Origin of the sequence: Hoeflea sp. CAU 1731 (assembly GCF_039888615.1) — a bacterium.
Classification (GTDB): domain Bacteria; phylum Pseudomonadota; class Alphaproteobacteria; order Rhizobiales; family Rhizobiaceae; genus Flavimaribacter.
The window spans coordinates 134,216-157,144 of the sequence record NZ_JBDQQS010000001.1 but is presented as its reverse complement, the minus strand read 5'-3'; the positions used below and the strand labels follow the sequence as shown (position 1 = coordinate 157,144).

The 22,929-nt window shown below is 59.8% G+C and carries 24 protein-coding genes; 11 read left to right on the top strand and 13 right to left on the bottom strand.

Features of this window, described 5'->3' with window-relative positions; all coding sequences use genetic code 11:
* Positions 1-114 precede the first annotated feature (114 nt).
* The gene (locus tag AAFN47_RS00785; RefSeq protein ID WP_499807261.1) at positions 115-891 is read left to right on the top strand and encodes a ribonuclease T2 family protein; all 777 of its coding nucleotides are present in this window, start codon (positions 115-117) and stop codon (positions 889-891) included.
* Between the two features lie 18 nt (positions 892-909).
* Here AAFN47_RS00785 and AAFN47_RS00780 read toward each other — a convergent pair whose 3' ends face one another.
* The gene (locus AAFN47_RS00780) at positions 910-2,076 is read right to left on the bottom strand and encodes a M20 aminoacylase family protein (RefSeq protein ID WP_499807260.1); all 1,167 of its coding nucleotides are present in this window, start codon (positions 2,074-2,076) and stop codon (positions 910-912) included.
* Between the two features lie 71 nt (positions 2,077-2,147).
* Here AAFN47_RS00780 and AAFN47_RS00775 point away from each other — a divergent pair, with 71 nt between their 5' ends.
* Positions 2,148-2,837, top strand: a complete 690-nt coding sequence (locus AAFN47_RS00775; protein ID WP_499807259.1) for a phosphoribosyltransferase — start codon at positions 2,148-2,150, stop codon at positions 2,835-2,837.
* Between the two features lie 57 nt (positions 2,838-2,894).
* Here AAFN47_RS00775 and AAFN47_RS00770 read toward each other — a convergent pair whose 3' ends face one another.
* Positions 2,895-3,557 carry a peroxiredoxin gene (locus tag AAFN47_RS00770; RefSeq protein ID WP_499807258.1) on the bottom strand — a complete coding sequence of 221 codons (663 nt, stop codon included), beginning with the start codon at positions 3,555-3,557 and terminating at the stop codon, positions 2,895-2,897.
* Positions 3,558-3,838: 281 nt separating this feature from the next.
* On the opposite strand from AAFN47_RS00770, the gene AAFN47_RS00765 reads away from it, so the two are divergent.
* The gene (locus AAFN47_RS00765) at positions 3,839-4,324 is read left to right on the top strand and encodes a GNAT family N-acetyltransferase (RefSeq protein ID WP_499807256.1); all 486 of its coding nucleotides are present in this window, start codon (positions 3,839-3,841) and stop codon (positions 4,322-4,324) included.
* 14 nt (positions 4,325-4,338) lie between these two features.
* Here AAFN47_RS00765 and AAFN47_RS00760 read toward each other — a convergent pair whose 3' ends face one another.
* Positions 4,339-5,565, bottom strand: coding sequence for an MFS transporter (locus AAFN47_RS00760; RefSeq protein WP_499807254.1), 1,227 nt, complete (start codon positions 5,563-5,565; stop codon positions 4,339-4,341).
* Positions 5,566-5,623: 58 nt separating this feature from the next.
* On the bottom strand, positions 5,624-6,388 hold the full coding sequence (locus AAFN47_RS00755) for an SDR family oxidoreductase (RefSeq protein ID WP_499807253.1): 765 nt from the start codon (positions 6,386-6,388) through the stop codon (positions 5,624-5,626).
* A gap of 135 nt (positions 6,389-6,523) precedes the next feature.
* On the opposite strand from AAFN47_RS00755, the gene AAFN47_RS00750 reads away from it, so the two are divergent.
* From AAFN47_RS00750 to AAFN47_RS00725, 6 genes are all read left to right on the top strand, one after another.
* Entirely contained in the window at positions 6,524-7,420 is an 897-nt protein-coding gene (locus tag AAFN47_RS00750) for a LysR family transcriptional regulator (protein ID WP_499807252.1), read from the top strand.
* 94 nt (positions 7,421-7,514) lie between these two features.
* Positions 7,515-8,084 carry an aminotriazole resistance protein gene (locus AAFN47_RS00745; protein WP_499807251.1) on the top strand — a complete coding sequence of 190 codons (570 nt, stop codon included), beginning with the start codon at positions 7,515-7,517 and terminating at the stop codon, positions 8,082-8,084.
* 15 nt (positions 8,085-8,099) lie between these two features.
* Positions 8,100-9,614, top strand: a complete 1,515-nt coding sequence (locus AAFN47_RS00740; protein WP_499807250.1) for an ABC transporter ATP-binding protein — start codon at positions 8,100-8,102, stop codon at positions 9,612-9,614.
* On the top strand, positions 9,611-10,282 hold the full coding sequence (locus AAFN47_RS00735) for an energy-coupling factor transporter transmembrane component T family protein (RefSeq protein ID WP_499807249.1): 672 nt from the start codon (positions 9,611-9,613) through the stop codon (positions 10,280-10,282). Before AAFN47_RS00740 ends, AAFN47_RS00735 begins: the two co-directional genes overlap by 4 nt.
* The gene (locus AAFN47_RS00730; RefSeq protein WP_499807248.1) at positions 10,279-10,917 is read left to right on the top strand and encodes a phosphoribosyltransferase family protein; all 639 of its coding nucleotides are present in this window, start codon (positions 10,279-10,281) and stop codon (positions 10,915-10,917) included. Before AAFN47_RS00735 ends, AAFN47_RS00730 begins: the two co-directional genes overlap by 4 nt.
* Before the next feature lie 109 nt (positions 10,918-11,026).
* Entirely contained in the window at positions 11,027-12,412 is a 1,386-nt protein-coding gene (locus AAFN47_RS00725) for an aminotransferase family protein (protein WP_499807247.1), read from the top strand.
* Positions 12,413-12,738: 326 nt separating this feature from the next.
* Here the strand turns inward: AAFN47_RS00725 and AAFN47_RS00720 are convergent, their stop codons facing one another.
* The 6 genes from AAFN47_RS00720 to AAFN47_RS00695 form a co-directional block, all read right to left on the bottom strand.
* A complete protein-coding gene (locus tag AAFN47_RS00720; RefSeq protein WP_499807246.1) occupies positions 12,739-13,521 on the bottom strand; it encodes a 3-hydroxybutyrate dehydrogenase in 783 nt (260 codons plus the stop codon).
* Between the two features lie 45 nt (positions 13,522-13,566).
* Entirely contained in the window at positions 13,567-14,304 is a 738-nt protein-coding gene (locus AAFN47_RS00715) for an acetoacetate decarboxylase (RefSeq protein ID WP_499807245.1), read from the bottom strand.
* Positions 14,305-14,348: 44 nt separating this feature from the next.
* A complete protein-coding gene (locus AAFN47_RS00710) occupies positions 14,349-15,527 on the bottom strand; it encodes a patatin-like phospholipase family protein (protein ID WP_499807244.1) in 1,179 nt (392 codons plus the stop codon).
* Positions 15,528-15,688: 161 nt separating this feature from the next.
* Positions 15,689-16,477 carry an ATP-binding cassette domain-containing protein gene (locus AAFN47_RS00705; RefSeq protein WP_499807243.1) on the bottom strand — a complete coding sequence of 263 codons (789 nt, stop codon included), beginning with the start codon at positions 16,475-16,477 and terminating at the stop codon, positions 15,689-15,691.
* Positions 16,478-16,479: 2 nt separating this feature from the next.
* Positions 16,480-17,451, bottom strand: coding sequence for an ABC transporter permease (locus AAFN47_RS00700; protein ID WP_499807242.1), 972 nt, complete (start codon positions 17,449-17,451; stop codon positions 16,480-16,482).
* A gap of 126 nt (positions 17,452-17,577) precedes the next feature.
* Positions 17,578-18,609, bottom strand: a complete 1,032-nt coding sequence (locus AAFN47_RS00695; protein WP_499807240.1) for a sugar ABC transporter substrate-binding protein — start codon at positions 18,607-18,609, stop codon at positions 17,578-17,580.
* A 322-nt stretch (positions 18,610-18,931) separates the two neighbouring features.
* Here AAFN47_RS00695 and AAFN47_RS00690 point away from each other — a divergent pair, with 322 nt between their 5' ends.
* Entirely contained in the window at positions 18,932-19,582 is a 651-nt protein-coding gene (locus AAFN47_RS00690) for an SGNH/GDSL hydrolase family protein (RefSeq protein WP_499807239.1), read from the top strand.
* An 80-nt stretch (positions 19,583-19,662) separates the two neighbouring features.
* Positions 19,663-20,817, top strand: a complete 1,155-nt coding sequence (locus AAFN47_RS00685) for an ROK family transcriptional regulator (protein ID WP_499807923.1) — start codon at positions 19,663-19,665, stop codon at positions 20,815-20,817.
* Positions 20,818-20,820: 3 nt separating this feature from the next.
* On the opposite strand, the gene AAFN47_RS00680 is transcribed toward AAFN47_RS00685, so the two are convergent.
* Genes AAFN47_RS00680 through AAFN47_RS00670 form a run of 3 tightly spaced genes read right to left on the bottom strand, consistent with a single transcriptional unit; the run spans position 20,821 to position 22,923 of the window.
* A complete protein-coding gene (locus tag AAFN47_RS00680; protein WP_499807238.1) occupies positions 20,821-21,348 on the bottom strand; it encodes a DUF6790 family protein in 528 nt (175 codons plus the stop codon).
* Between the two features lie 9 nt (positions 21,349-21,357).
* Positions 21,358-22,095: a proteasome-type protease gene (locus tag AAFN47_RS00675; protein ID WP_499807237.1), complete on the bottom strand. Its 738-nt coding sequence runs from the start codon at positions 22,093-22,095 to the stop codon at positions 21,358-21,360.
* Positions 22,096-22,110: 15 nt separating this feature from the next.
* On the bottom strand, positions 22,111-22,923 hold the full coding sequence (locus tag AAFN47_RS00670; protein ID WP_499807235.1) for a transglutaminase domain-containing protein: 813 nt from the start codon (positions 22,921-22,923) through the stop codon (positions 22,111-22,113).
* Positions 22,924-22,929: the final 6 nt, after the last annotated feature.

The following is a 22,929-nucleotide window of genomic DNA, read 5'->3' as shown; positions in this document are numbered from 1 at the left end:
CAATACGGTTTCATGTCCAAACAGCGCCGGGCTTGTTGTATTCCGCAGCGTCGCCGGTAGTATCGACCAACGGAACCAAGCGGAGACAAGGCGCTGACACGCCAGGATTTCACAGTGCTGGGCATATCGGCGGGCCTCCTGGCGGTGGCTGCAGCCTGCGTGATCTTCAGCCTATTCGTTATCGACACCCAATCGAGCGCGAACATGCGCCGGGCTGAGGAAGCAGCGCTGAGCAAGAACAGCGTATTCACGCTGAACTGGGGACCGGCTTTCTGTAAGGTCAATCCGGACAATGAAGGCTGCAGCGACGGAAGCGTCGCCCGACTGGGCGACCATTCGATCATCCACGGCCTGTGGCCGCAGCCCTACGAAAACAACTATTGCGAGGCTCCGGAAAACGACAAGCTGGCGGCCGAGCGCGGAGACATCGAACAATTGCCGCCGATCAACATCGCAAAACCGACGCTTGACCAGTTGGTCCCGTATTACTCGCGACAAGAAAACATGGGCTATGAATGGCTGAAACACGGCACTTGTTCTGGCGTCAGCCAGGAAGAGTATTTCAAGGACATTGAAGATCTGTTTGCGCAGGTCAGCAAGATTCTCGATCCGGTGTTCCAGAGAGCCGCCGGCGGCCGGTTGCAGGCAGACGCCATTCGCAGGCATCTGGACGCAACCTTGGGCAGCCGCGCCGGGTCGCGTCTGAAGCTGACATGCGTGAAGGCGCAAGGCGTGTCCGGAGAGGTCATCCTGGAAGCGGAGCTTTCACTTCCGCGCGTGGAGGATCTGCGGCGGGACGGCGCGCTAAAGCCGCTGATGGAACTCTTGCGGCACGCGCCGAAAATCGACGGTGGATGCCCTGCAGGCATCGTGGTCGCATCCAAAGACTGACCGGGAAGCGGGGCCGGTTCAGGCCGGCAGCCGCCGCTCCACCAAACGCGCCCAGAAGCTTGCGCCGGTGATGATGGCGTCGTCGTTGAAATCGTAGCTGGTATTGTGGTGCAACGCGCCGTCCCTGGCCGGCCCGTTACCAAGCCACACATAGGCGCCTGGAACGTCGCCGGAGAAAAACGCGAAATCGTCGCCGGCGGTGGATGGCGGGAATTCCGTGCGAACCGAACCGCAAACGTCCCGCGCCGCATCAAGCGCCGTCTCCGCGGCAGTCGCGTCATTGACCACCGGCGGTATGCGCCGCTGGAAGGCGTAGGACGCCTCGACGCCGAAGGCTGTTGCGATTCCCTCAGCCAGCCGGCCGATCTCCTCCTCGAGCTGGTCGCGGACTTTTGGCGTGTAGGCGCGCGCGGTGCCGCCGATTTTGACGATGTCCGGGATGACGTTGAGCGCTTCCGGATCGCCGGCCTGCACCGAACAGGCGCTGACGACAGCCGGCTGCAGCGGATCGACGACCCGACCGACGATCGTCTGAAGCGACGCGATAAACTGGCCGGCCGCGGTTACCGGATCGCGCCCGAGGTGCGGCTTCGCTCCGTGCGTGCCGATGCCTTTGAACGTGACGCGCCAACTGTCGGAGGACGCCAGTTGCGGACCGGCCACGACGGCCATCTCGTCAACCGCCAATCCGGGCATATTGTGCAGGCCGAAAACAGCGTCGCAGGGAAACTGTCGGAAAAAGCCCTCGTCGACCATGCGTTTGGCGCCGCCCCTGCCCTCCTCGGCCGGCTGGAATATGAAATGCACCGTGCCGGAGAATTTGCGCGTTTTCGCCAGATGGCGCGCGGCGCCGAGCAGCAGAACCGTATGCCCGTCATGCCCGCAGGCGTGCATCTTGCCGTCAACCGTCGACTTGTAAGGTCGGTCCGCCTTTTCCGGCATGGCGAGCGCATCCATGTCGGCGCGCAGGCCGATTGCGCCGTTGCCTTCGCCGACCTGCAGCGATCCGACGACCCCGGTTTTGGCAAGCCCGCGATGAACCGTGACGCCTGCCTCCTCCAAAAGGTCGGCGACGATGGCGCTCGTGCGCTCCTCCTCAAAGCCGAGTTCCGGATGGGCGTGCAGATCGCGCCGCAGATCGATAAGGAAGGGCAGGTCATCGCGTATGGCGTCAATCGTAGGCATGTGTCACTCCGTAGGAATAGTTCCGAAAACATAGTATCGGAAATAAGCGACGAACAGGACCTTGACCATTCATGCAAGCCATCGATTTCTGGCAGACAATCGAGCCACCCGGGACATGGGACGCCTCGCGGCAGGCGCGGTTCGACGATCTCTATCCCGCGGCGCTGCCCGACGGGCGCCAGATCGCCCTGCCCGTGCGCGTGCGTTCGGGCGGAGAAGAGGCCCTGCCCTCCCTCATCCTGAACCAGGCCAGCTTTACAGTCGTGGACGCGCTTTCCGAGGCCCTGGCGGATCGTCTGAGAGACTACCGGCCGGAGGTAATCGTCGGAATGCCGACGCTGGGCCTGACGCTCGCCGCCGAAACGGCGCGCAAACTCGGCCATGACCGCTATGCGCCGCTCGGCACCTCCAGGAAGTTCTGGTACGACATCGCGCTGTCGGTCCCGTTGAACTCGATCACCAGCCCCGGTCAGGAAAAACGGCTCTATGTCGACCCGCGCATGCTGCCGCTTCTGGAAAACAGGCGCTTTGTCCTCGTCGACGATGTGATCAGCACCGGCGCGTCGATGGCTTCAGGTTACAGTCTTCTTGAAAAATGCGTGGGCGAACCGGTGGTTCTGGCTGCCGCGATGCTGCAGACCCGTCGCTGGGAAGATTGTCTGGACTCTGCTCGAACAGGGCTTTCGCAGAAGGTCTGCAGCGTAATCGAAGTCCCTCGGCTGGTTCCCGACGGCGCCGGAAAGTGGATGGCGGGTGCTTGAATAAAACGGGCGGCGCCATGCGGCGCCGCCCGATAGATAGTTCCGTTCGAACACGGATCATTTAGGTTGTGCGACGACCCTGAGATAGGGTTTCAGGGTCTTCCAGCCATCCGGGTATTTGGCTTTCGCCTCCTCGTCCGACACGGCCGGCACGATGATGACGTCTTCGCCATGTTCCCAGTTGGCGGGCGTTGCAACCTTGTGCGCCGCCGTCAGCTGCATGGAATCGATGACACGCAGAATCTCGTTGAAATTCCGGCCGGTCGTCATCGGGTAGATCAGCATCAGCTTGATCTTCTTGTCAGGCCCGATGATGAAGACGGTGCGGACCGTCTGGTTGTCGGCTGCTGTCCTGCCTTCCGACGTGGAGCCTTCTTCAGCCGGCAACATGCCATAAAGCTTGGCGACCTTGAGTTCGGGGTCGCCGATCATCGGAAATTGCGGCAGGAAGCCCTGCGTTTCCTCGATGTCCTGGACCCACTTGGAATGACTGTCGACTGGATCGACGCTAAGACCGATCACCTTGACGTTGCGCTTCTCGAATTCCGGAGCAATACGGGCCATCTGGCCGAGCTCGGTCGTGCAGACAGGCGTAAAATCCTTCGGGTGCGAAAACAGCACGCCCCAGGAATCACCGAGCCATTCGTGAAACCGGATTGCGCCTTGCGTTGTCTGGGCCTCGAAATCCGGGGCTTCTTCGCCAATTTTCAAATTCGTCATGCCCGTTTCTCCTCTATCAGATTGCAGGACCCTGCGCACTGGCCGATACTGCGACAGCCCGGGTCCGGGTGGAGATATAGTCGCACACGCATGTGAATGCGAGTAGGAAACCGCTGCCACTTGCGACCCGGATTGCGGAATTCTTTTTCTGTCACCGTCGTTCCGGCGCGCATTACGGCTATTTCACCCTGAGCGGACTTCTCGACACGGCTTCCGCCGCCAGATAGCGAGTCCTGCCGGGCATTGCGAAGGAGGCGGGCTCTCCGCTAAAGCTATCCGCCATGCAGATACGTCCTGAAGAACCGATCGACCAGCCAACCGTCCGAGCCATTCTCCTGCGTTGTTTTCCCGGACCCGTGGAGGCGTATCTGGTGGATCAGCTGCGGGCCCAGGGCGACGCCGAAGTCTTGCTGGTTGGTGAGGTAGATGGAAAACCTGTCGCCTTTGTTGCGCTGTCGCGCATGCGCGCGCCTTTCAAGGCTTTGGGGCTTGCGCCCGTGGCCGTGCTCCCGGAATACCGAAATCGCGGCATAGCCGCCGAACTGATCCTGCGTGCGCTTGTTGACGCGAGAGACGCCGGCTGGGAAGGCGTGTTTGTGCTGGGCGACCCTGATTATTACAATCGCTTCGGTTTCACCATCGAAGCCGCGCAAGGTTTCAAATCCCCTTATGCGGGCCCGCATTTCATGGCGCTGGCGCTTGTTGGAGATCGTCTGCCGGCTTCATCCGGCGCGGTGGAATACGCGCCGGCTTTCTCGGAACTTTAGAGTATCTTTCCTGATCAAGCCCCCGCCGGCTGCGGCATGCCGCTTCTGCCGGAGCGATACCGCATCAGAATTGCGACGATGACCAGATTGATGACGCCAGCGGCGGCGGCATAACCGTAGGAGTAGCTGTACGTGCCGAGCTGGTCGTAGAAATATCCCGCCTGGAAGCCGCCAATACCCATGCCAAACCAGCCCGCCATGCCGACGATCGCGACCGCGAAACCCGTGATGCGCAGAGGCGCAGCCTCCCGGGCGCAGATCAGCAAACAGGTCATGACACCGGAAAAGAAAAATCCGAAAATGATCGAGAGCAGATAGAGCAGCGGAAGTGAGACCGTCTGGGTGAACCAGAACACGGAGGCGGTCTGGCCGATCGACGCTACAAAATAGGCGCGAAGACCGCCAATCCGGTCTGCGATCGTTCCAAACAGTATCCGCCCGACAACGCCGGACGCCATAAGCGCGAGCAGCAGGCCTGCCGCTGTTTGCGGAGACAGACCCAAATCCGTCCCGAGCGGTACGAGATGCATGAGCGGCGCCGCCATGCAGATGCAACAAAACACCCCGGCGATCGACAGCCACGCAATGGTGATCGTGTGGGGCAAACCCCAGAGATTATCGTTGGATTTTCGAACCTGCGCGCCGGATTGCTGAAGCACCGGCGGCGGCCGGAGCAGAAACATGGCCGGCAACAGCAGCACGAAATAGCAGACACCGAGCGCGAGCATGGCCGTTTGCCAGTCCCAGGTCGAGATCAGAATGCGCGCCACGTAGGGAACGAGCCCCTGCCCGAGCGCGCCACCGGCCGTGGCGATGCCGATCGCCATGCCTTTTCTCCGGCTGAACCACAGACCGGTCAGCGCAAGAAGCGGCGTAAAGAGACCGGCGAAGCCGACCCCGCCGATCAGCAGATACAGAAGATAAATCGCATACAAGTTGGTCTGATAGCCGACTGCCGCCACGGCGCCGGCCAGCGTGACGCTGGCGAGCATCGCGATCCGCCTGGCGCCGATGCGATCGGAAAGACTGCCCCAGACCAGACCGCCGAATGCAGCGCCAACGGTGACCATGGTGTATGCCATGGAAATCTCGGCGCGCGACCAGCCAAACTCGGTTTGAAAGGGATCGATCAGAACAGTAACGGAAAGATTCGCGCCGAAACCCAGAGCGAGGCTCAAGGTGGCGACCGCCACGATGACCCAACCATAGGCCTGTTCCTGGATATTTTCCTGAGCCGCCAACAGTCTTACTCCCACCCTCCGCGAGCCAATGCTGACTCGCGGGAGAACAAGGATATCTCTATTCGACCAGACCGACCAGTCTGCGGTTATCCTCGTCTCTCAGGGAAAAGTCGCCTCCGGCAAATCCGGCAGCCGCTTCTGTGCAGAGCCAAGCGGCGGCGCGTCCCGCCCAGCTTGCAGGAATGTGGACTGTTGGATCCAATTGGCTGACCGGATTGATGCCGGAGGCTTTGATGGCGACCTGCATATTGGTCGCCACCGTACCCGGGCTGAGTCCGACGACACGGATACCCTGATCGCGGTATTCCAAGTCGCCGCAGCGCGTTAGGGAGAGGGCCGCCGCCTTCGAGGAGCAATAATGGCTCCAGCCTTCAAGCGCGGAGACGGCGGCGCCGGAACTGACATTGACGATTACGCCGCCGCCTTGTTCAAGCATGACAGGGATGGCGGCGCGCATGCCGTAGTAGACGCCCTTGTAGTTGACATCGGCGACCTTCGTCCATTGGTCGGGGTCGGAATCCGCCAGCCGCGCGATCGGTTCGATCTGGCCGGCATTGTTGATCAACAGGTCGAGACCGCCGAAGCGATCGACGCATGCTTTCACCAGAGCGCTGACGCTGTCATAGCTGGCGACGTCGCATCGCATCGCTTGCGCCGAACCGCCGGATTGACGGATTTCTTCAGAAATATTTCCGATTGCATCCAGGTTACGCGCCGCCAGAAGCACCTGAACACCGAGATTGGCGAGTTCGCGGGCGCACGCTTCGCCGATGCCCTTGCTTGCGCCGGTGACAATCGCGCTTTTCCCAGATAATTCCGACATCATATAATTATCGCAACAGTTGCCATTCAAAGCGTCGCTTCAGGCGATGCAGAACACTATTCAGAAATGTTTAGACACGGTTTGAAACTTGATAAACAGTTCGACGCGCATGACATTCATGTGTATTATGCATGAATGGAAGTCGAGACGCTGAGAATATTTACCTCGGTTGCGAAACTCGGCAGCTTCGCCGCCGCCGCCAGACTGCACGGCACCGATCCCTCGACGGTGTCGCGAACGATCTCGAACCTGGAGGAAGAGCTCGGCATCCGTCTTTTCCAGCGGACCACCCGAAGCATGACGCTGACGGAAAGCGGCGATGCCTATCTCGGGCGGATTTCAACCATTCTAGAAGACATCGACATCGCCCGCGAAGACGCGATGGCGGTGAGCAAACGGCCGACTGGAACGATCCGCATCACGACGACTCACGCCTATGGCCAGATCCGGATGCTCCCGCTACTGGCAAAATTTCGCGACCGATTTCCCGGCCTGAAACTCGATCTCATACTCAGCGATGACCCGATCGACCTCGTGACGGATGAAATCGACATCGCGATCAGACTGGCGCCGCGCATCCGGGGAAACGTGATAGCAAGCAAAATCCAGGATATGCGCTACCATGTCTATGCAAGCCCGGACTATGTGGAAAAACACGGCCCCATAAACCGCCCAGCCGACCTTGAGAGACATTCTTGCATTCTTTTCCGTCTGCCAGCGTTCGGCAGTGTCTGGATGGCGCAGGACAAGAACGGGATCGAAAGGGAGATCCGCATCCAAGGCGACATGAGCATCTCATCAATCCTCGCGCTCAAGCAAGGCGCCATCGATGGGTTGGGGCCTGCATTGCTGGCCGACTGGGTGGCCGAAGACGACATCGACGCAGGCCGGCTAACTCAATTGTTGCCCGACTACAGCTTCTCTGCAATGCACGTGCAATCCGCTGTCTGGCTGGTTTATCCGAGCCGACGATATCTGCCGACAAAGGTTCGCGTGGTGGTGGATTTTCTCAGGGAGAACCTGACAGTCTAGGTCAAGCAATAGGATCAGACGGCGCCTGTTCTGGCATGGCACAGTATTTGCTTGAATAATTTACGGGAGGGTTTGATAAAAACAGGGGTTCGACATGCAATCCACCACCGCCTCATCAGATGGGAACACACTTTTTCCGATCGTTTTGTCCATCGTAGCCGCCGCGGCAACCGGAGTATTGTGGGCGTACGCCAATCCGATCCAGCTCGTGCCAGGCGTTATTCAATGGCGTATCTTTGCATTTCTGCCGCCTCTCGTAGGCATTCTACTCGGATGGAAGAGCGGTTTTATCTGCGGCTATCTGGGAACAATTGTATGGTCGTTGCTGGCCGGAACCTTTATTCCCGCTCACTCGCTGATCGTCGATGGCGTCATGGTTGGCCTGACAGGCCTCGTTCCAGGCTTGATGTTCGACCCCGCAAAACAGATATTCAACCGCGCCGCGCTGCTTAAAATCGCAGCAGTGTGCCTAATCATCGGCCTGGTGATGGTTTTCGCAGTTTCGGCCAGTCTGGCTTATCTCGGCATCTTCCCCTTCTGGTGGGCGGTCGGCTATCTCGGCCTTTCCGACATCGTGCCGATGCTGATCGGAACGCCGTTGCTGGTGATACCAGCCTACAAGATGCTGAAAAGCGCCCTGCCCGGCGGTTTCAAGCGTTTCTGAGGGTACAATCAGACGGTGCTTGCGCTCAAGGACATCACGGTCAGCCACGGCGAGGAACCCGTCCTCGCCGGCGCAAATCTGAACTTGAGCGCAGGCGAACGCCTGCTCGTCTGCGGAGCAGCCGGCTCAGCCAAGTCTACCCTTCTCAACGTTGCAGCTGGGCTGATCCCGCGCCTCGTTACTCCATCCCACTTCGCCGGTGAGGTAACACTATCGGGCGAACCTCTCTCGACCATGTCGAAGGACACGCTTTTCGCGGAAATCGGCTTGGTGATGCAAAGCGTCGAAGAACAGTCCTGGGATCTCGGCGTTGAGGATCTCATTGCCTTTCCGATGGAAAACCGGAGCATGCCGAAGGCCGAGATCCGCAAACGCGTCGACGCCTTGCTGAAGCAATTCCAACTTGATGCGCTTCGCGGACGGCGCGTCCTCACACTGTCGGGCGGTGAGCGGCGCATGGTCGCCATCGCCGCGGCAATGGCGCTTTCGCCACGCCTGCTCATCCTCGACGAGCCGACCACCGGCCTTGATCCGGCCGCCCGGCAAAGACTCACAGCGGCTCTGGGGGATACGCTCGACAGCAACAGCGCGGTGCTCGTCGCAGAGCAGGATCCGGCCGCCTTTCACGGTGTAGCCCGCACGGTCCGTTTCATTTCGGAAGGACAGGTTTCCGAGGCGCGCGGTTTCGGAACGCTGGTGAATGAGGAGCGCCTCTGGCGCGAAGCGGGCATCCTGCCGCCGCGCCGTACGGCGTCGCGCCCGAAAGCGTCGGCGCCTGGCGCAGAAATTCTTGGCGTTCGCGATGTGACGACCATTCTTTGCCGGGCTCACGGCCAACCTGTGCTGAACGGCGCGGGATTCATGGTACGGGCAGGCGAGGTGCTCGGCCTGATCGGCCGAAACGGCGCGGGCAAGACCACGCTGTTTCAATCGATTCTGGGTCTTGCCCGGATTTCGCGCGGCACAATAACGATCGAGGGCATCGACGCCACAGGCTGGACGGTGGCGCGACGCGCGCGCCGGATCGCATATCTGCCGCAAAACATGCGGCGCATTCTCTTCAACATGACCCTTGCCGAGGAAGTTCTATTCGCCATCACTGCCGGCGCCGATCCCGGTGAACCAGATCGAAACCGGGCGCAGGCCTGTCTTGAAAAATATGGTCTGGGCGGGCTGAGCGAGACTAATCCGTTCGCGCTTTCGGTCCGACAGCAGGCGCTTCTTGGACTGGCCTGCGCCGACGTCGCCGGCGCGGCTGTCGCAATCCTCGACGAGCCGCTGCTCGGACGCGATCTCAACGGACGCGCCATGCTCGACCTTTTCATCCGCTCCATGACGGACAAGGGTCGCGCAGTCTTGCTGATCTCACATGACCTCGAATTGGTCGAGGAAGTCGCAACGCGCACGTTGATTCTCGCCGACGGACGTGTCGCATTCGACGGCGATAGCAGTGAAGCGTGGCAGAGCGCCGCGTTTCGCGCTCTCGGTTGGCCGGCGCCATCCTTCACGCCGGACGGGCTAGTCGCATGAACAGCGTTCACAACGTCAATTTCTTCATCAAACTGACCTTTGCCTTTGCGATCATGGCGATAGCCTGGCTCCTGCCGGACTGGAGGAGTTCCGTTCCGCTTGCTGCCGCGACAGTTGCGCTCCTCGCAATTTTCCGCGTTCCGGGCATTCGGACCTACTTCAAAGGCGCCGCGCTTTTGGTGCTGTTGGTGACGGCAAGCTGGATCGCAAATCTGATGATCCAGGGAGAGACTTTAGTCGCTGCCGTCGAAACCGCGCTTGCAATGGCGGCGAGACTGGTGACAACGACGGCTGTTTTCTTTTTCGTTATGGAAACAAGCACGCCGGGCTCCATACTCGCCGCATCGAGCGCCGCCCGTTTGCCTCCTATCGCCACGCTCGTGCTTTCCCTGACTTTTGGCGTCATTCCAATGCTTCGACATGATTTCGAGCGCATTGCCGACGCGCAGCGCGCCCGCGGGATGGAAATAGACGACGTCTCCTTTCCGATGCGACTTCGTTTCGCTTTGGCCCGCGGAGTCCCGCTGCTCATTCAGGCGGTGAGAATGGCTCACGCGATCTCTCTGTCTCTGTCCATTTACGGCTTCGACCTGTCGCGCAAGCGCACGACATGGCGCGAAGTCGGTCTTCTTGTCGAACACCGCCTGCCAGGGATTGAAACGTCATGACCACCCCACCCACCAATGTTTCCGACCAGACCTGGACCGTTGATGTCGCCGGTCTTCCTGTTGATTTGCCTGTCGTGGCGATCAAGCCGGATTTCGCTATCTCGCTCATGATGGTCATCGATCTCGGCGTCGGCTTCATTTCGCATGTCGGCGCAGAGCTGGCCCGGAAGCTCGCGCCTCTAAAGCCCGACGTGATCGTGGGAGCGGCGACGCTGGGGATCCCGGTGGCGATCGAGGTAACACGGGCCTTGGGTCTGGACACCTACGTCATCCTGCAGAAATCACCAAAGATCCATCTCGGAGACGCGCTGACGCAAACCATCGCCTCGATCACGTCGAAGGGCGACCAGCGCCTTCTGCTCGACCGTCGCGCCGTCCCCCTGCTCGACGGCAAGCGGGTGGTCGTGGTTGACGACGTGGTCGCCTCGGGATCGAGCCTGAAGGGATCTCTTGAGCTGGTCCGCGCCGCCGGCGGCGACGTCGTCGGCGTCGGCGTGATCCTGACCGAGGCCAATGACTGGCGCGAAGCGCTAGGTCCGGACGCGGATCTGATCCACAATCTCGCCCATATCCCGCAATTCACCAAAACTGATGATGGACCGTGGGCGCCGATTGCCGGAACCTTGCTGCTCTAGCGCCAGCCCGATCTGGCTTCATGGAGCGTTTTGAACTGGGACTACTGGCCTTTGGCGAAGTCGTGAGATGGTATAGGGTAGGCAATTCCGTTCACTGCTGGAGCAGCAAATGAATTTTACACCCGGCGCCAATGATTTCAGCGAAGCCGTCGAAAGCGACCGCGCGCATGTATGGCACCATCTGAGCCAGCACAAGCGCTACGAGACATCCGATCCGATGATGATGATCGAGGGCAAGGGCTTGCGGCTCTGGGACGCCCAGGGACGCGAATTCCTTGACGCGGTTTCCGGCGGCGTCTGGACCGTCAACGTCGGATACGGACGCACGAGCATCGCCGACGCCGTGCGCGACCAGCTCGTCAAGCTCAACTTCTTCGCCAATTCGGCCGGCAACATACCGGGGGCGCTGTTCGCCCAGAAGCTGATCGAGAAAATGCCTGGCATGAGCCGCGTCTATTTCTCGAACTCCGGATCAGAGGCCAACGAAAAGGCCTACAAGATCGTCCGCCAGATCGCCCACAACCGGTATGGCGGCAAGAAGCACAAGATCCTGTATCGTGAACGCGACTATCACGGCACGACGATCACCGCGCTCAGCACGACGTCGCAGAACCAGCGACGGGACCAGTATGGTCCGTTTACGCCCGGCTTTGTCGAAGTTCCGCATTGTCTGGAGTATCGCTCGCAATTCGGCCCTTGCGAAGATTACGGCGTTCGCGCCGCCAAGGCGATTGAAGACGTTATCCTGCGCGAAGGCCCGGACACGATCGGCGGCATTGTGCTGGAGCCGGTGACGGCCGGCGGCGGCGTCATTACGCCGCCCGAGGGCTACTGGGAAACCGTTCAGGAGATCTGCCGCAAATACGACGTCCTGCTCCTCATTGACGAAGTGGTGTGCGGCATGGGGCGCACCGGCAAGTGGTTCGGCTACCAGCACTACGGCGTCAAGCCGGACATCGTGACGATGGCGAAGGGCGTCGCGTCGGGCTATGCGGCGATTTCCTGCACCGTAACCACGGAGTCGGTGTTCGACGAATTCAAATCCGACCCGTCGGACCCGATGAGCTATTTCCGCGACATCTCGACCTTCGGCGGCTGCGCCGCGGGCCCGGCCGCAGCTCTGGAAAACCTGCGCATCATCGAGGACGAGAACCTGCTCGAAAACACGACGCAGATGGGCGACTACCTGATGGGGCGGCTCGAGGAGCTCAAGCAGAAGCACGATATTGTCGGGGATGTTCGTGGCAAGGGCCTGTTCTGCGGCGCCGAGCTGGTCAGCGACCGGGAGACGAAGGAACCCGCCCCGGAACACGTCGTTCAGGCGGTGACGGCGGACTGCATGGCGCAGGGCGTCATCATCGGCGCCACCAATCGCAGCTTTGACGGTTTCAACAATACGTTGTGCCTGAGTCCCGCGCTCATCTCCACTCTCAACGACATTGACGCGATTGTAGACGCTGTTGATGGAGCCCTGGAACGCGCAACGACTTCATAGGTTAATATTGCTGCTTATAATGGGTGCTTCTCACCCGAAAATCGCGAAATAGTTGTTGCTCTCTATTGGCTTGTCTCACAGTTCCCCATAAACATGGGTTCTGAACTGCAATTTGTTCCGCCATTACTGTTGTTGCCGAATTCCCTCCAAAGAGACCCGTTCGGCTGACTGCCATGGGACGGAAACCTTGTTTCCGGGACCTTATTGTTGTGCACCGGTATAGTTGCGAATTCCTTGCGTGAATCACCCATCCCATCACTCGCAAGGTTTGTCGGACGGGGACCACTCGGTCCCCGTCCGTACCGGAACTGACCGGCCAGGACGCGCTATTCCGCGGTCCAGCCGCCGTCTATTGGTAAAAGAGAACCGGTGATGGACGCTGCTGCGTCCGAACACAGGAACACCGCCAGACCCGCGACCTGATCGACTGTGACGAATTGCTTGGTGGGCTGGGCGGCAAGAAGCACGTCGCGTTTGACCTGTTCTTCCGTCATGTTGCGGGCCTTCATCGTATCCGGAATCTGGTGCTCGACAAGCGGCGTCCACACGTAGCCCGGGCAGATGGCGTTGACCGTCACGCCGTTCTGGGCGACTTCAAGCGCAACCGTTTTGGTCAGGCCTGCGATGCCGTGTTTCGCGGAAACATAGGCCGCCTTGTCGGGCGAGGCCACCAGCGCATGCGCTGAAGCGGTGTTGATGATGCGTCCCCAGCCGCGCTTCTTCATGCCGGGCACGGCGGTTCGTATCGTGTGAAACGCCGACGACAGGTTAATGGCGATAATCGCGTCCCATTTGGCGATCGGGAAATCCTCAATCGGCGCGACATGCTGGATGCCGGCGTTGTTGATGAGGATATCGACGGAGCCGTATTCGTCTTCGGCATCCGTGATCATGGAAGCGATCTCGTCGGGCTTGAGCATGTTGGCGGAAGAATACGAGCATTTGACGCCATGTTCCGACGCTATGCCGCTGCGGGTATTTTCGATTTCGCCGGCGTCGCCGAGACCGTTGATGACGATGTTGGCGCCCTGGGCGGCGAGCGCGTTGGCGTAGGCAAGTCCAATTCCGGACGTCGAACCGGTTATCACGGCAGTCTTGTTGGTGAGCATCTTTGTCTCCGATTGTTCGGGTTAAGGGCGATCGGCCGTTGTAGGTCAGGCCAGATAGTCATAGACCACCTTGCCGAGACCGAGCGTCAGATCGGCCTTGAGATGCACGGCGGAAAGAACTTCCAGAACCGGCAGGTCAGCGACCGGCGCCAAGGCGTGGGGAAAAAGCGACAACGCGGCCGGACCCGTCCATGCGCCTTTCAATGTCACGTCTTCAAGCCCGTATTCAACGATTTCGCAAATACGGGGCGACCCATCGACATGCGGGATGATCTTCAAAAGGAAATTCGGCGCGTCGAGGCTTTTGCGCACCGCATCCAGATCGGCTTCGCGGTGTTTGTAACCCATGGTTCCCGTGGCCACGCGCACGCGGCCATAGTCCAGGGTTCCGACCAGCGTATCGATCTCCGCCTTCAGGCTTGGCGAGGCAAGCTTCTTGGGGAATCCCCAGAGCTCGCGACCGCCGGCGATGGGCGGATGATCGTTGAGGAACATGCAGTGGGTGTAGTTGCCCGCCCTGCCCTCAAACGTCACCGGTATGACCTGGCCGGTTTCCGTGTAATCGCCGAAGCCGGTCGAATCCGGCATGCGGATGAATTCGTATTTGACGACCGGCTCCGACATCTCGAGCGGTTCGGGGACAACCGCCCGCAGCCGCTCGGGATCCGTTCGATAGGTGATGGTGAAGAATTCGCGGTCGACGAACCTGTATGGCCCGGGCGGATAAGCCGGGCTGGTGAGCGGCATTGAAAAGGCGGATTTTCGCACGTCTTCCAGTTTCATGAGCCGGATTCCTCATCATGGCGGTTGGCAGCAGTCATGCGTCGTCAGGTGGTTTCCGACAGATAGTCGAACGTGTTTACGCAGGACACATTGTCGGGCCTTTCGAATATCTCCGGATGACGCAGAGAGTGAACAGCGTCGATATATCCCGAATGCCAGTGATCCTCGACGCTCAGGCGCGAGAATTCGTAGTCTCTCGAGGACCCTTCGTAGTGTTTTGAACGGTAGATAAGGTGAACGATGTTGTACACATGGTGATCCATGCTTTCCTTCAACCGTTTCGCCTCCTCGCTTTCTGCAAGGTCAGCCGGGAGTCGTGCCAAAAGCTTAGCGATATCGGCCTGCAATTCGTGTTCGCGGCTGAATTCATTGGTGCAGTGGCGCGTACGGCTTGAGAACTGGATTTCCTTCTGCCGCTCTGAAACATCGGCGAGGTTTTTCGGGAATTCGCCTTTCGCGCTCCAGAGATCGACCTGGAACGCCAGCGTGTCCTGTCGGGTGCCGCTGTCGCGCAGCACCCATTGGAGCGGCGTATTGGAGACGAGTCCGCCGTCCCAGTAGAACTCGCCCTCGATCTCAACGGCGGGAAAGCCCGGCGGCAGGGCGCCGCTCGCCATGACGTGCTCCGGCCCAATCGTGTGAGTTTCCGTATCGAAATAGGTGAAGTTTCCAGTTCTCACATTGACGGTCCCAAGCGACAGGCGCTTGCCGTCATTGTTGATCCGGTCGAAATCGATTAGGCCCTCGAGCGTCTTCTTCAACGGATCTGTGTCGTAGAAACTGGTGGCGGCCAATGAACCTGCTGGTTCGAAGAACGGCGCCGGAAAACGCGGCGTGAAGAAACCTTCGGCTCCGTTGAGGAGCGCAAGTCCGGCGCTCATCTCGTTGAACCAGGTCCGCGCTTGATCGCCCTGCGTCGCCGCGCGAAAATACTCTCGATATGGCGTCAGGAAGGAACGGTCGGATATGAGATGCCAGAACTGGTCGAGTTTCTGAACCCGGTCTTCCGGCGCATTGCCGACGATGATTGCGGCGTTGATCGCGCCAATGGAAATGCCGGCGACCCAGTCCGGCTCGATCGCCGCCTCGTTCAGGGCCTTGTAGACGCCGGCCTGATAGGCGCCGAGTGCGCCGCCTCCCTGGAGAAGCAACGCTATGCACTCGAATGGCGGGCGTTCGAGACCGTGGTGATCCTTGTACAGTCTGGAAGCTTTACTGACCATGGCGAGACCGGTTGACCGAGGAAAAGAAACGTGGCGCACTGCTGCACCGCAACAAGATAGCGCAAGTTTTACGCAACGCAACATCGCTGCAGCGAAAGATAGCGCTGCGTGCTTAACAGTCTGCTTACGGCCCGCGGTGATCCGCGGGGATCACGGTCAGTTCAGTGAATGTTTTCGAGATCTTCCTCGAGTTCCGACATTTGCTCTCCTCCCGCCATGAGGTTCAGGACCTCTTCGCGGGTCTTTTCGCCGCGTGAGAACCGGGCGGCCACCTTGCCGTGGATCAGCACCGCGAAAGCGTCTCCGACGGCCATGGCGTGGCGTGCGTTGTGCGTGATGAAGACGATCGCCACCCCTTCCGCCCTTGCCTGACGCATAAAGCGCAATACAACGGAGGCTTCCTTGACGCCAAGGGCCGAAGTTGGTTCATCGAGGATGAGCACCTTCGCGCCGAAATACATGGCCCGTCCGATCGCCAGCACCTGTCGCTCGCCGCCGGACATCGTGCCGACCAGTTGGTTGCCGTCGGATATTCGCGTGATTCCGAAACGGGCGATCTGTTCGAGCGCGATTTTATTCGCCTTCGCTTCATCGAACCATCGGAAAGGACCGACGCCTTTCGTCGGTTCGGCGCCCAGGAAGAAATTGCGGCCGACGCTCATGAGCGGGATGCTTCCGACATCCTGATGTACGGTCGCAATGCCCCGCTGGCGCGCCTCGCGCGGGCTGGCGAAGGCTATTTCCTCGCCTTCCAGCCGGATCGAGCCGGACGAGGGATCATGATAACCGGACATCACCTTGATAAGAGTCGATTTGCCCGCGCCATTGTCGCCAAGAAGGCAGAGGATCTCGCCCGGCCGGACTTCGAGCGACACATCGTCGAGCGCCCGGGTGCCTGCGAAGGCTTTGGAAATGTGTTGCAATTCGAGGATTGGTTGTTTCCGTTCCATGATCAGCGCCTCGCCATCAGCGCAAAGCGCCGAACATAATTGTTCGCGAGAACGGCGAGCGCCAGAAGCGCCCCCAGGAAGAGCTGAATCCAGTCAGTGTTCCAGCCCGTGTAGAATATGCCGGTGGAGATCACCCCGAACAGAGCGGTGCCGAGAAAGATGCCGGCGACCGAACCGTAACCGCCGCCGAGCAGCACGCCGCCGATAACGACGACGATCGGGGCCTGAAAGACATATCCCTGTCCGTACGTGGAGTTGCCGGAATTCCATTGAACGCCCTGTAGCACCCCGACGAATGCCGCCGCCACACCGGTGGCGATGAACAGAATGATTTTGACCCGCTCCACCGGAACGCCCGCGCCGCGCGCGGCCTGCATGTTGCCCCCCGTCGCGTAGACCCAGTTGCCGAAGGTCGTTTTCGACAACACCCAGCCGCCGACGATCGCAGCGCCGAGCCACCAAAGGATCGAGATGTTGGCCTGCCCCCAGCGCGCGGCGAAAACGGCGTGAGCGGTATCGGACGAGACGATGGAACTTGACGTGACATTGGCGATCAGCCGCGAAAAGCCCATCGTCGCCCCGATGACGATAAAGTTTGTTGCAAGCGTCACGATGAAGGACGGTAAATTGGTGCGCACAACGGCCATGCCGTTGGCCAGGCCTATCAGCGCGCCGATAAGCAGGGCCAGGCCGATCGCCGGCCAGATCGGCATGCCGTAGAAGCTCGTTGCGATGGCGACCACCATGGAGGCGGCGCCGACTGTCGAGCCGATCGACAGGTCGAACTCGCCGGAAATCATCAACATGCCGACAGGAATTGCGACGATGCCGAGTTCTGCAGCCAGATTGAGCCAGCCGGCGGTTCCGTTGACAGAAACGAAACCGGCGCCCTGTGTAACGATGGCGAAGAAAATGTAGGTCAGGATGAAGGCGGCGAATGCGCCCAGTTCGGGTCTGCGCAAAAGGCTCGTCATGAACCGGATTTCCAATCCTCGAATTTCACGGAAAACATTGTAGGCAACTGGCCGGGTCCATGCCAGCGGATCGCTCAAAAGATCGGGACGCAACGCGCCCCGACCTCCATCGTATGCCTCTTGCGATCACGATGCGCCGCGAACGCCGGAGAACTCCTTGTTGACTTCAAGCGTCTTGTCGACGTTGGACTTGTCGATGACCAGCGGGCCTGTTGTGACGGCGCCGATCGGGTGCAGTCCGTAATCGAGATACTGTTTGGCGGTCTGGATGGACAGAAAACCCTGCAGATAGGGCTGCTGATCCATGGCGAAGGCGATGTCACCGGCCTTGATCGCTTCGAGAACCTCGTTGGAAAGATCGGCCGTGCCGATCATCACCTCGCCTGCCTTTCCGACTTCCTGCACGGCGCGAAGAGCGCTCATCGCAGGCACGGCGTTCAAGGTATAAACCCCGTCGATCGTGCTGTTGGCCTGTAGCGTGCCCTTGATCGCCTGCAGCATAGCCTGCGGGTTGGTGGCGTCGCCCGTGCCGATGGTCTGATAGGTGGTTTCCAGACCGGCTTCCTTCATGGCGTCGACATAACCGGTGCATCGCGCCTCGACTGTCGGATTGCCCGGAACCTGATTGAAGCACAATCCGTGCTTGACGCCGCCCTCGGCCTGAATCTGTCCGGCCTTGAAGCCCATCTGATAGGGATCTTCGCCGATGAAACCAATTGATCCGTTTTGTTGCCAAAGAGTCTGGCCGGAGTTGTGAATCAGAACCGGAATTCCGGCGGCCGTTGCTTCCTTGATCAGCGGATCCATGCCGTCGGGAAAGAATTCGCCGACGAGCAGCATGCGCGGATTGCGGCTGATCGCCTGCTGCAGAAGCCGCGGATAGTCGCTGGTCATGTTTGCGGTGTCGGTAACGGCGACGTACTGGAAGTCGACGTCGAAAATTTCGGCCGCATCATCGAAGCCCTGCTTGACGGCGGCGAAGAACGGCCAGGACAACGGTCCGCTGACGACGATAATCGGTCCGTCGTCGGCAGCCTTTGCCTGCATCGCGACAAGCGGAGCCGCGCCAAGGGACAACGCCCCGGCGAGCAATACGGCGCCCAGTCCGCGCCTGCTGACGCGGGCGGCGGAATTCAAATAGTCCAGAAAGCCTCTCATGGCGATCTCCTCCTGATTTTCAAAACTGCGCCTGCCGTACAGGCGCCCTCTACCCCTGAACCGATCAAAATGACGTTTCCTGACCGATTTCGACCGTCAGAAAACACTGCAAAACAGGTCGTGTCAATAATTATTCAACTTGAATTACTAATTGACAGCTCACATCCGGCTTTCTAGTCTAGAGAGGATGAAGGCTGTGAGGAGGCATTCAGGCCATCATCCAGCATCAGGAATAAACCATTCGATTCATTAGGTTGCATGACCTTCTTCAAAGCCCGTCGAATCAGGCGCTTCGAGAGTTTTCGTCATGCCAGGGGGAACAATGAAAACCGTATTGTGCTATGGCGATTCCAACACGTGGGGGCAAACGGCTGCCGATCGCCCTGACGACCGCTATGGACCGCATGAACGCTGGCCCGGCGTGCTGCGCGATCTTCTCAGCTCCGAATGGCTGGTGATCGAGGAAGGCCTGAGCGGCCGTACGACCATCAGCGACGATCCGGTTGAAGGCCATGAGAAGAATGGAAGAACCTATTTCAAGCCGTGCCTGCAGAGCCACAAGCCGCTCGATCTCGTGATCATCATGCTGGGCACGAACGATCTGAAGGTGCGCTTCAACAAACCGGCGTCAGAGATCGCGATGGGGATCGGCGCGCTTATTCTGGACATAAAGGCGCTTACACCCGGTCACGGCGGTGGATCGCCATCAATTCTTGTGATTTCCCCTCCCCCGATACGTCGGGACCTGAAGGGGTGGGAAAGCGTCTTCGAGGGCGCTTACGAGAAGTCGCATCTGCTGGCGACCGAGTTCGAGCGGATCGCGGATGCGCACGACGCCTATTTTCTGGACGCCGGATCGGTCGTCACCTCAAGCGAGGCGGACGGATTCCACCTCGACATCCCGGCGCACAAGAAACTTGGACAGGCCGTCGCCGACTGGATCGCGTCTGTGGACTGGCCTGCGCGCGCCTGATTTTTCCGTCTTTGCGCGTGACACGTACTGAAATGATACTATGGAATACAATGCGGGAAGGAGTGCTCTGATTGCCTGACATGCGTTATGCGCCGCCATCGGCCATGCGAGTCGTGGATCGCGGCGGCGGTCTCAACCAGACAAGCGTGCGAACCTACAATGAGCGTCTGGTCATGTCGCTCCTGCGGCGTCACGGCCATCTGTCACGCATGGAAATCGGCCAGCACAGCGGCCTGTCGGCGCAAACCGTATCCGTAATCGTGCGTTCGCTGGAGCGCGACGTCCTCGTCCAAGCCGGAGAAGCTCAACGCGGGCGGGTCGGCCCGCCCTCCATACCGATGTCACTCAACCCGGAAGGCGCGTTTGCGATAGGCATGAAGATCGGGCGCCGCAGCATCGACGCCGTGCTAATGGATTTCATTGGCGGAGTCCGCACGCAAATGCATCACAATTACGCGGACCCCGAACCGGACTTGGTTTTCTCGCTGATCCAGGCGGACCTGAATGCGATGCGCTCGGCACTGGACCCGGAACAGCGGGAAAGGCTCGTTGGCGTCGGCATATCCTTGCCGGACGACGTGGAAGCCTGGTCCGCCCAGGGGGCAGGAGAAGACTGGACCGACATCAACGTGGAAGACAGGGTGGCGGACTTCTCCGAACTGCCGGTCTATCTGCAGACTGACGTCACGGCAGCCGCGGGCGCGGAACTGCTGTTCGGCGCTGCGAAAGAACTCAACGACTTCGCCTATTTCTACATCGGCTACAGATCGGCGTCGCGACTGGTGCTGAACCACCACGTCTATGCCGGCAGGAAGAGACGCACGTCGCCGGCCGCCGAGAAGCTTGCGTCGATAGCTGATCTCGAGGCGGCCGTCGTGGCGGCTGGGCTGGACGCGGAGCCCTTGTCGGCCTCCCCTTCAGCCTGGCCGGATTACGGTCAGGCGCTTGACAATTGGATTGATGAGACCGCCAGCGAATTGAGTTCTTCCATTCATTCAATGCTGGCTTTCGTCGATGTCGACAAGGTCATCATCGACGGCCGAATGCCGGCGGCCATCCGCGAGCGTCTGGCCGAAAAAGTTGGTCGCCATGCCGTCGCGGCAGGACTGCAAAAGGGTGACGGGCCATGCGTTGCGCCCGCGCTCACCGGGCCGTTCTCCAAGGCGCTGGGGGCGGCGAGTCTGCCATTCCATTCCCGGTTCATGGTGGAGCAGGTCGGGCTTACCGCGGACTGAACGTCATTTCGGCGCGATGGATAGCCCGGCTTTTTCCTGGCCTCGTTGCAAGATCAAAAAGACAACTCCGATGACTGGAAGAAAAACGTCGGTCCAGAAGATGACCCCTGCGTTTCCAGGAGCAAAATTGTGTTCGGTCACCATCTGGTAGACATGTCCCCCGGCGGCGCCCCAGAGAAAAAACGCCGGACCGAGAATGGCTGCCAAACGCATGTCAAAGCTGCTCCAGACGGCAAGCAATCCAACGACGGCGAAGCCGAGACTGGCGAATCCAACCTCATACTGGAAAGGGCTGTTTGCCCAGCCGATAAAGGAAGCCGCCGTCTCGGCGAAGATCGTATGCATGACGGCGTTGTAGAGGTAGCTTAGGCCTATCGAGAAAAACAGGAACCACTTAAAAAGGGCTTCGGTCACCACCGGTGTGGTCAGCGGCTTTTCGGTCCGCAGTAGAACAATCGCCGTTGCGACAAGCCCGATAACGAGGAAAGTCAGCGTAAAATTGCCGAGAATGAACTGGATCAGACCCGCCATCGCCGCACTCTACAGGTTCAGATGCGGCAGGTCGTGGAAGGCGGAATTCAGCGCCCTCGACCAGGCTTCCGACAGGGCGGTGAAGTCCTCGTCGTCCTTCTCGATGCGACGCTGTTTGAAAAAGCAATACTCGTCGGCCTTGATGACGGCGAGATCGAGCGGCATGCCGACAGACAGATTGGATCGCAGGGTGGAGTCCATCGAAACGCAGGCAGCCAGCGTCGCCTTTTCCAGCGGGGTTTCGGGCGTGATCACCCGATCGAGTATCGGCTTGCCGTATTTGTGCTCTCCGATCTGGAAGAACGGCGTATCGGGGGTGGCTTCAATGAAATTGCCGGCGGAATAGATCATGAAGAGACGGCACTGACCGCCTTTTCGCTGCCCGCCGACCAGCACAGTGGCGTTGAAGCTCGCGCCCTGCATCTCCATCCCTTCGCGATGTTGTTCCTGCATCTCGCGCATGGTCTCGCCAACAATCTGGGCGACCCTGAACATGCTGTCGGCGTTGAGGATCGTCTCCCGATCGGGATTTTCAAGCGATTTCTCGATCTGCTTGTCCAGCCGTGTGATAATGCCTTGCGTAATCGACAGGTTGCCGGCCGACATCATCGCGATGGCGCGCTCTCCGGGAACCTCCCAGCAATGCAGTTTGCGGTAACGCGAGATATTGTCCACACCGGCATTGGTTCTCGTGTCCGCCAACATCACCAGCCCGGCGTTCAGCCGGATAGCAACGCAGTATGTCACCCCCGTTTTACTCCATCATTGCTGCGTGCTGTCCACGACAGCGACTTCCGCAGCCAGAGATATATCTGATTCTCCCACGACATGTCCCTTTATGGGCGTTGCGTCGTCCGCATCAAGTCCACAGGCAAGTCGTATGTAATGGTCCGTCGGGCACACGGCGTTCGAGGCGTCGAAACCGACCCAGCCCAGGCCGTCGATGAAGACCTCGGCCCAAGCGTGGGTTTCCAGCGTGTCTTCCTCATCATCGGCTGCATTCAGATATCCGGTGACGTAGCGCGCAGGAATATCGATGCTGCGACAGGCGGCGATCATGACATGTGCATGATCCTGACAGACCCCCGCCCCGCCGGCCATCGCTTCGGCGGCCGTCGTGGCTGCGCTCGTTGCGTTTGGTTTGTAGGCGACAGCCTCATGCACGGCGTCGCACACCGTGTGACAGGTCGCAAGCGGGTTCTGCTTGTCGACGGCGGCCTCGGCCAACTCGCGAATTTCATCCGAAATTACGGTCAGGGGCGTACTGCGCAGAAACACGCCTTTCGGCGGGCGACGCGGGAGATCGGCGACGACGCCGTTCCTGTTTTCGGTTTCCACGACGCCTTCCGCGAGAACGATGACAGACGTCGCCGTGTCCGCGCTCTGCCAGAGGGCGATGTCGTCGCCGTAGCCGGACATGTAGATCGGATGAACCTCTTCCCCGTTGACGCTGACATTCCAGGAACGAATGTACTGGCCGTCGAAGCGGGACGGAAACAGCTTTATCCGCAGGGAGACCCGCAATGCTTCGGGTTCATAGGAATATTCCGACTTGTGGCGCACTTGCAGATTCATCAGGCC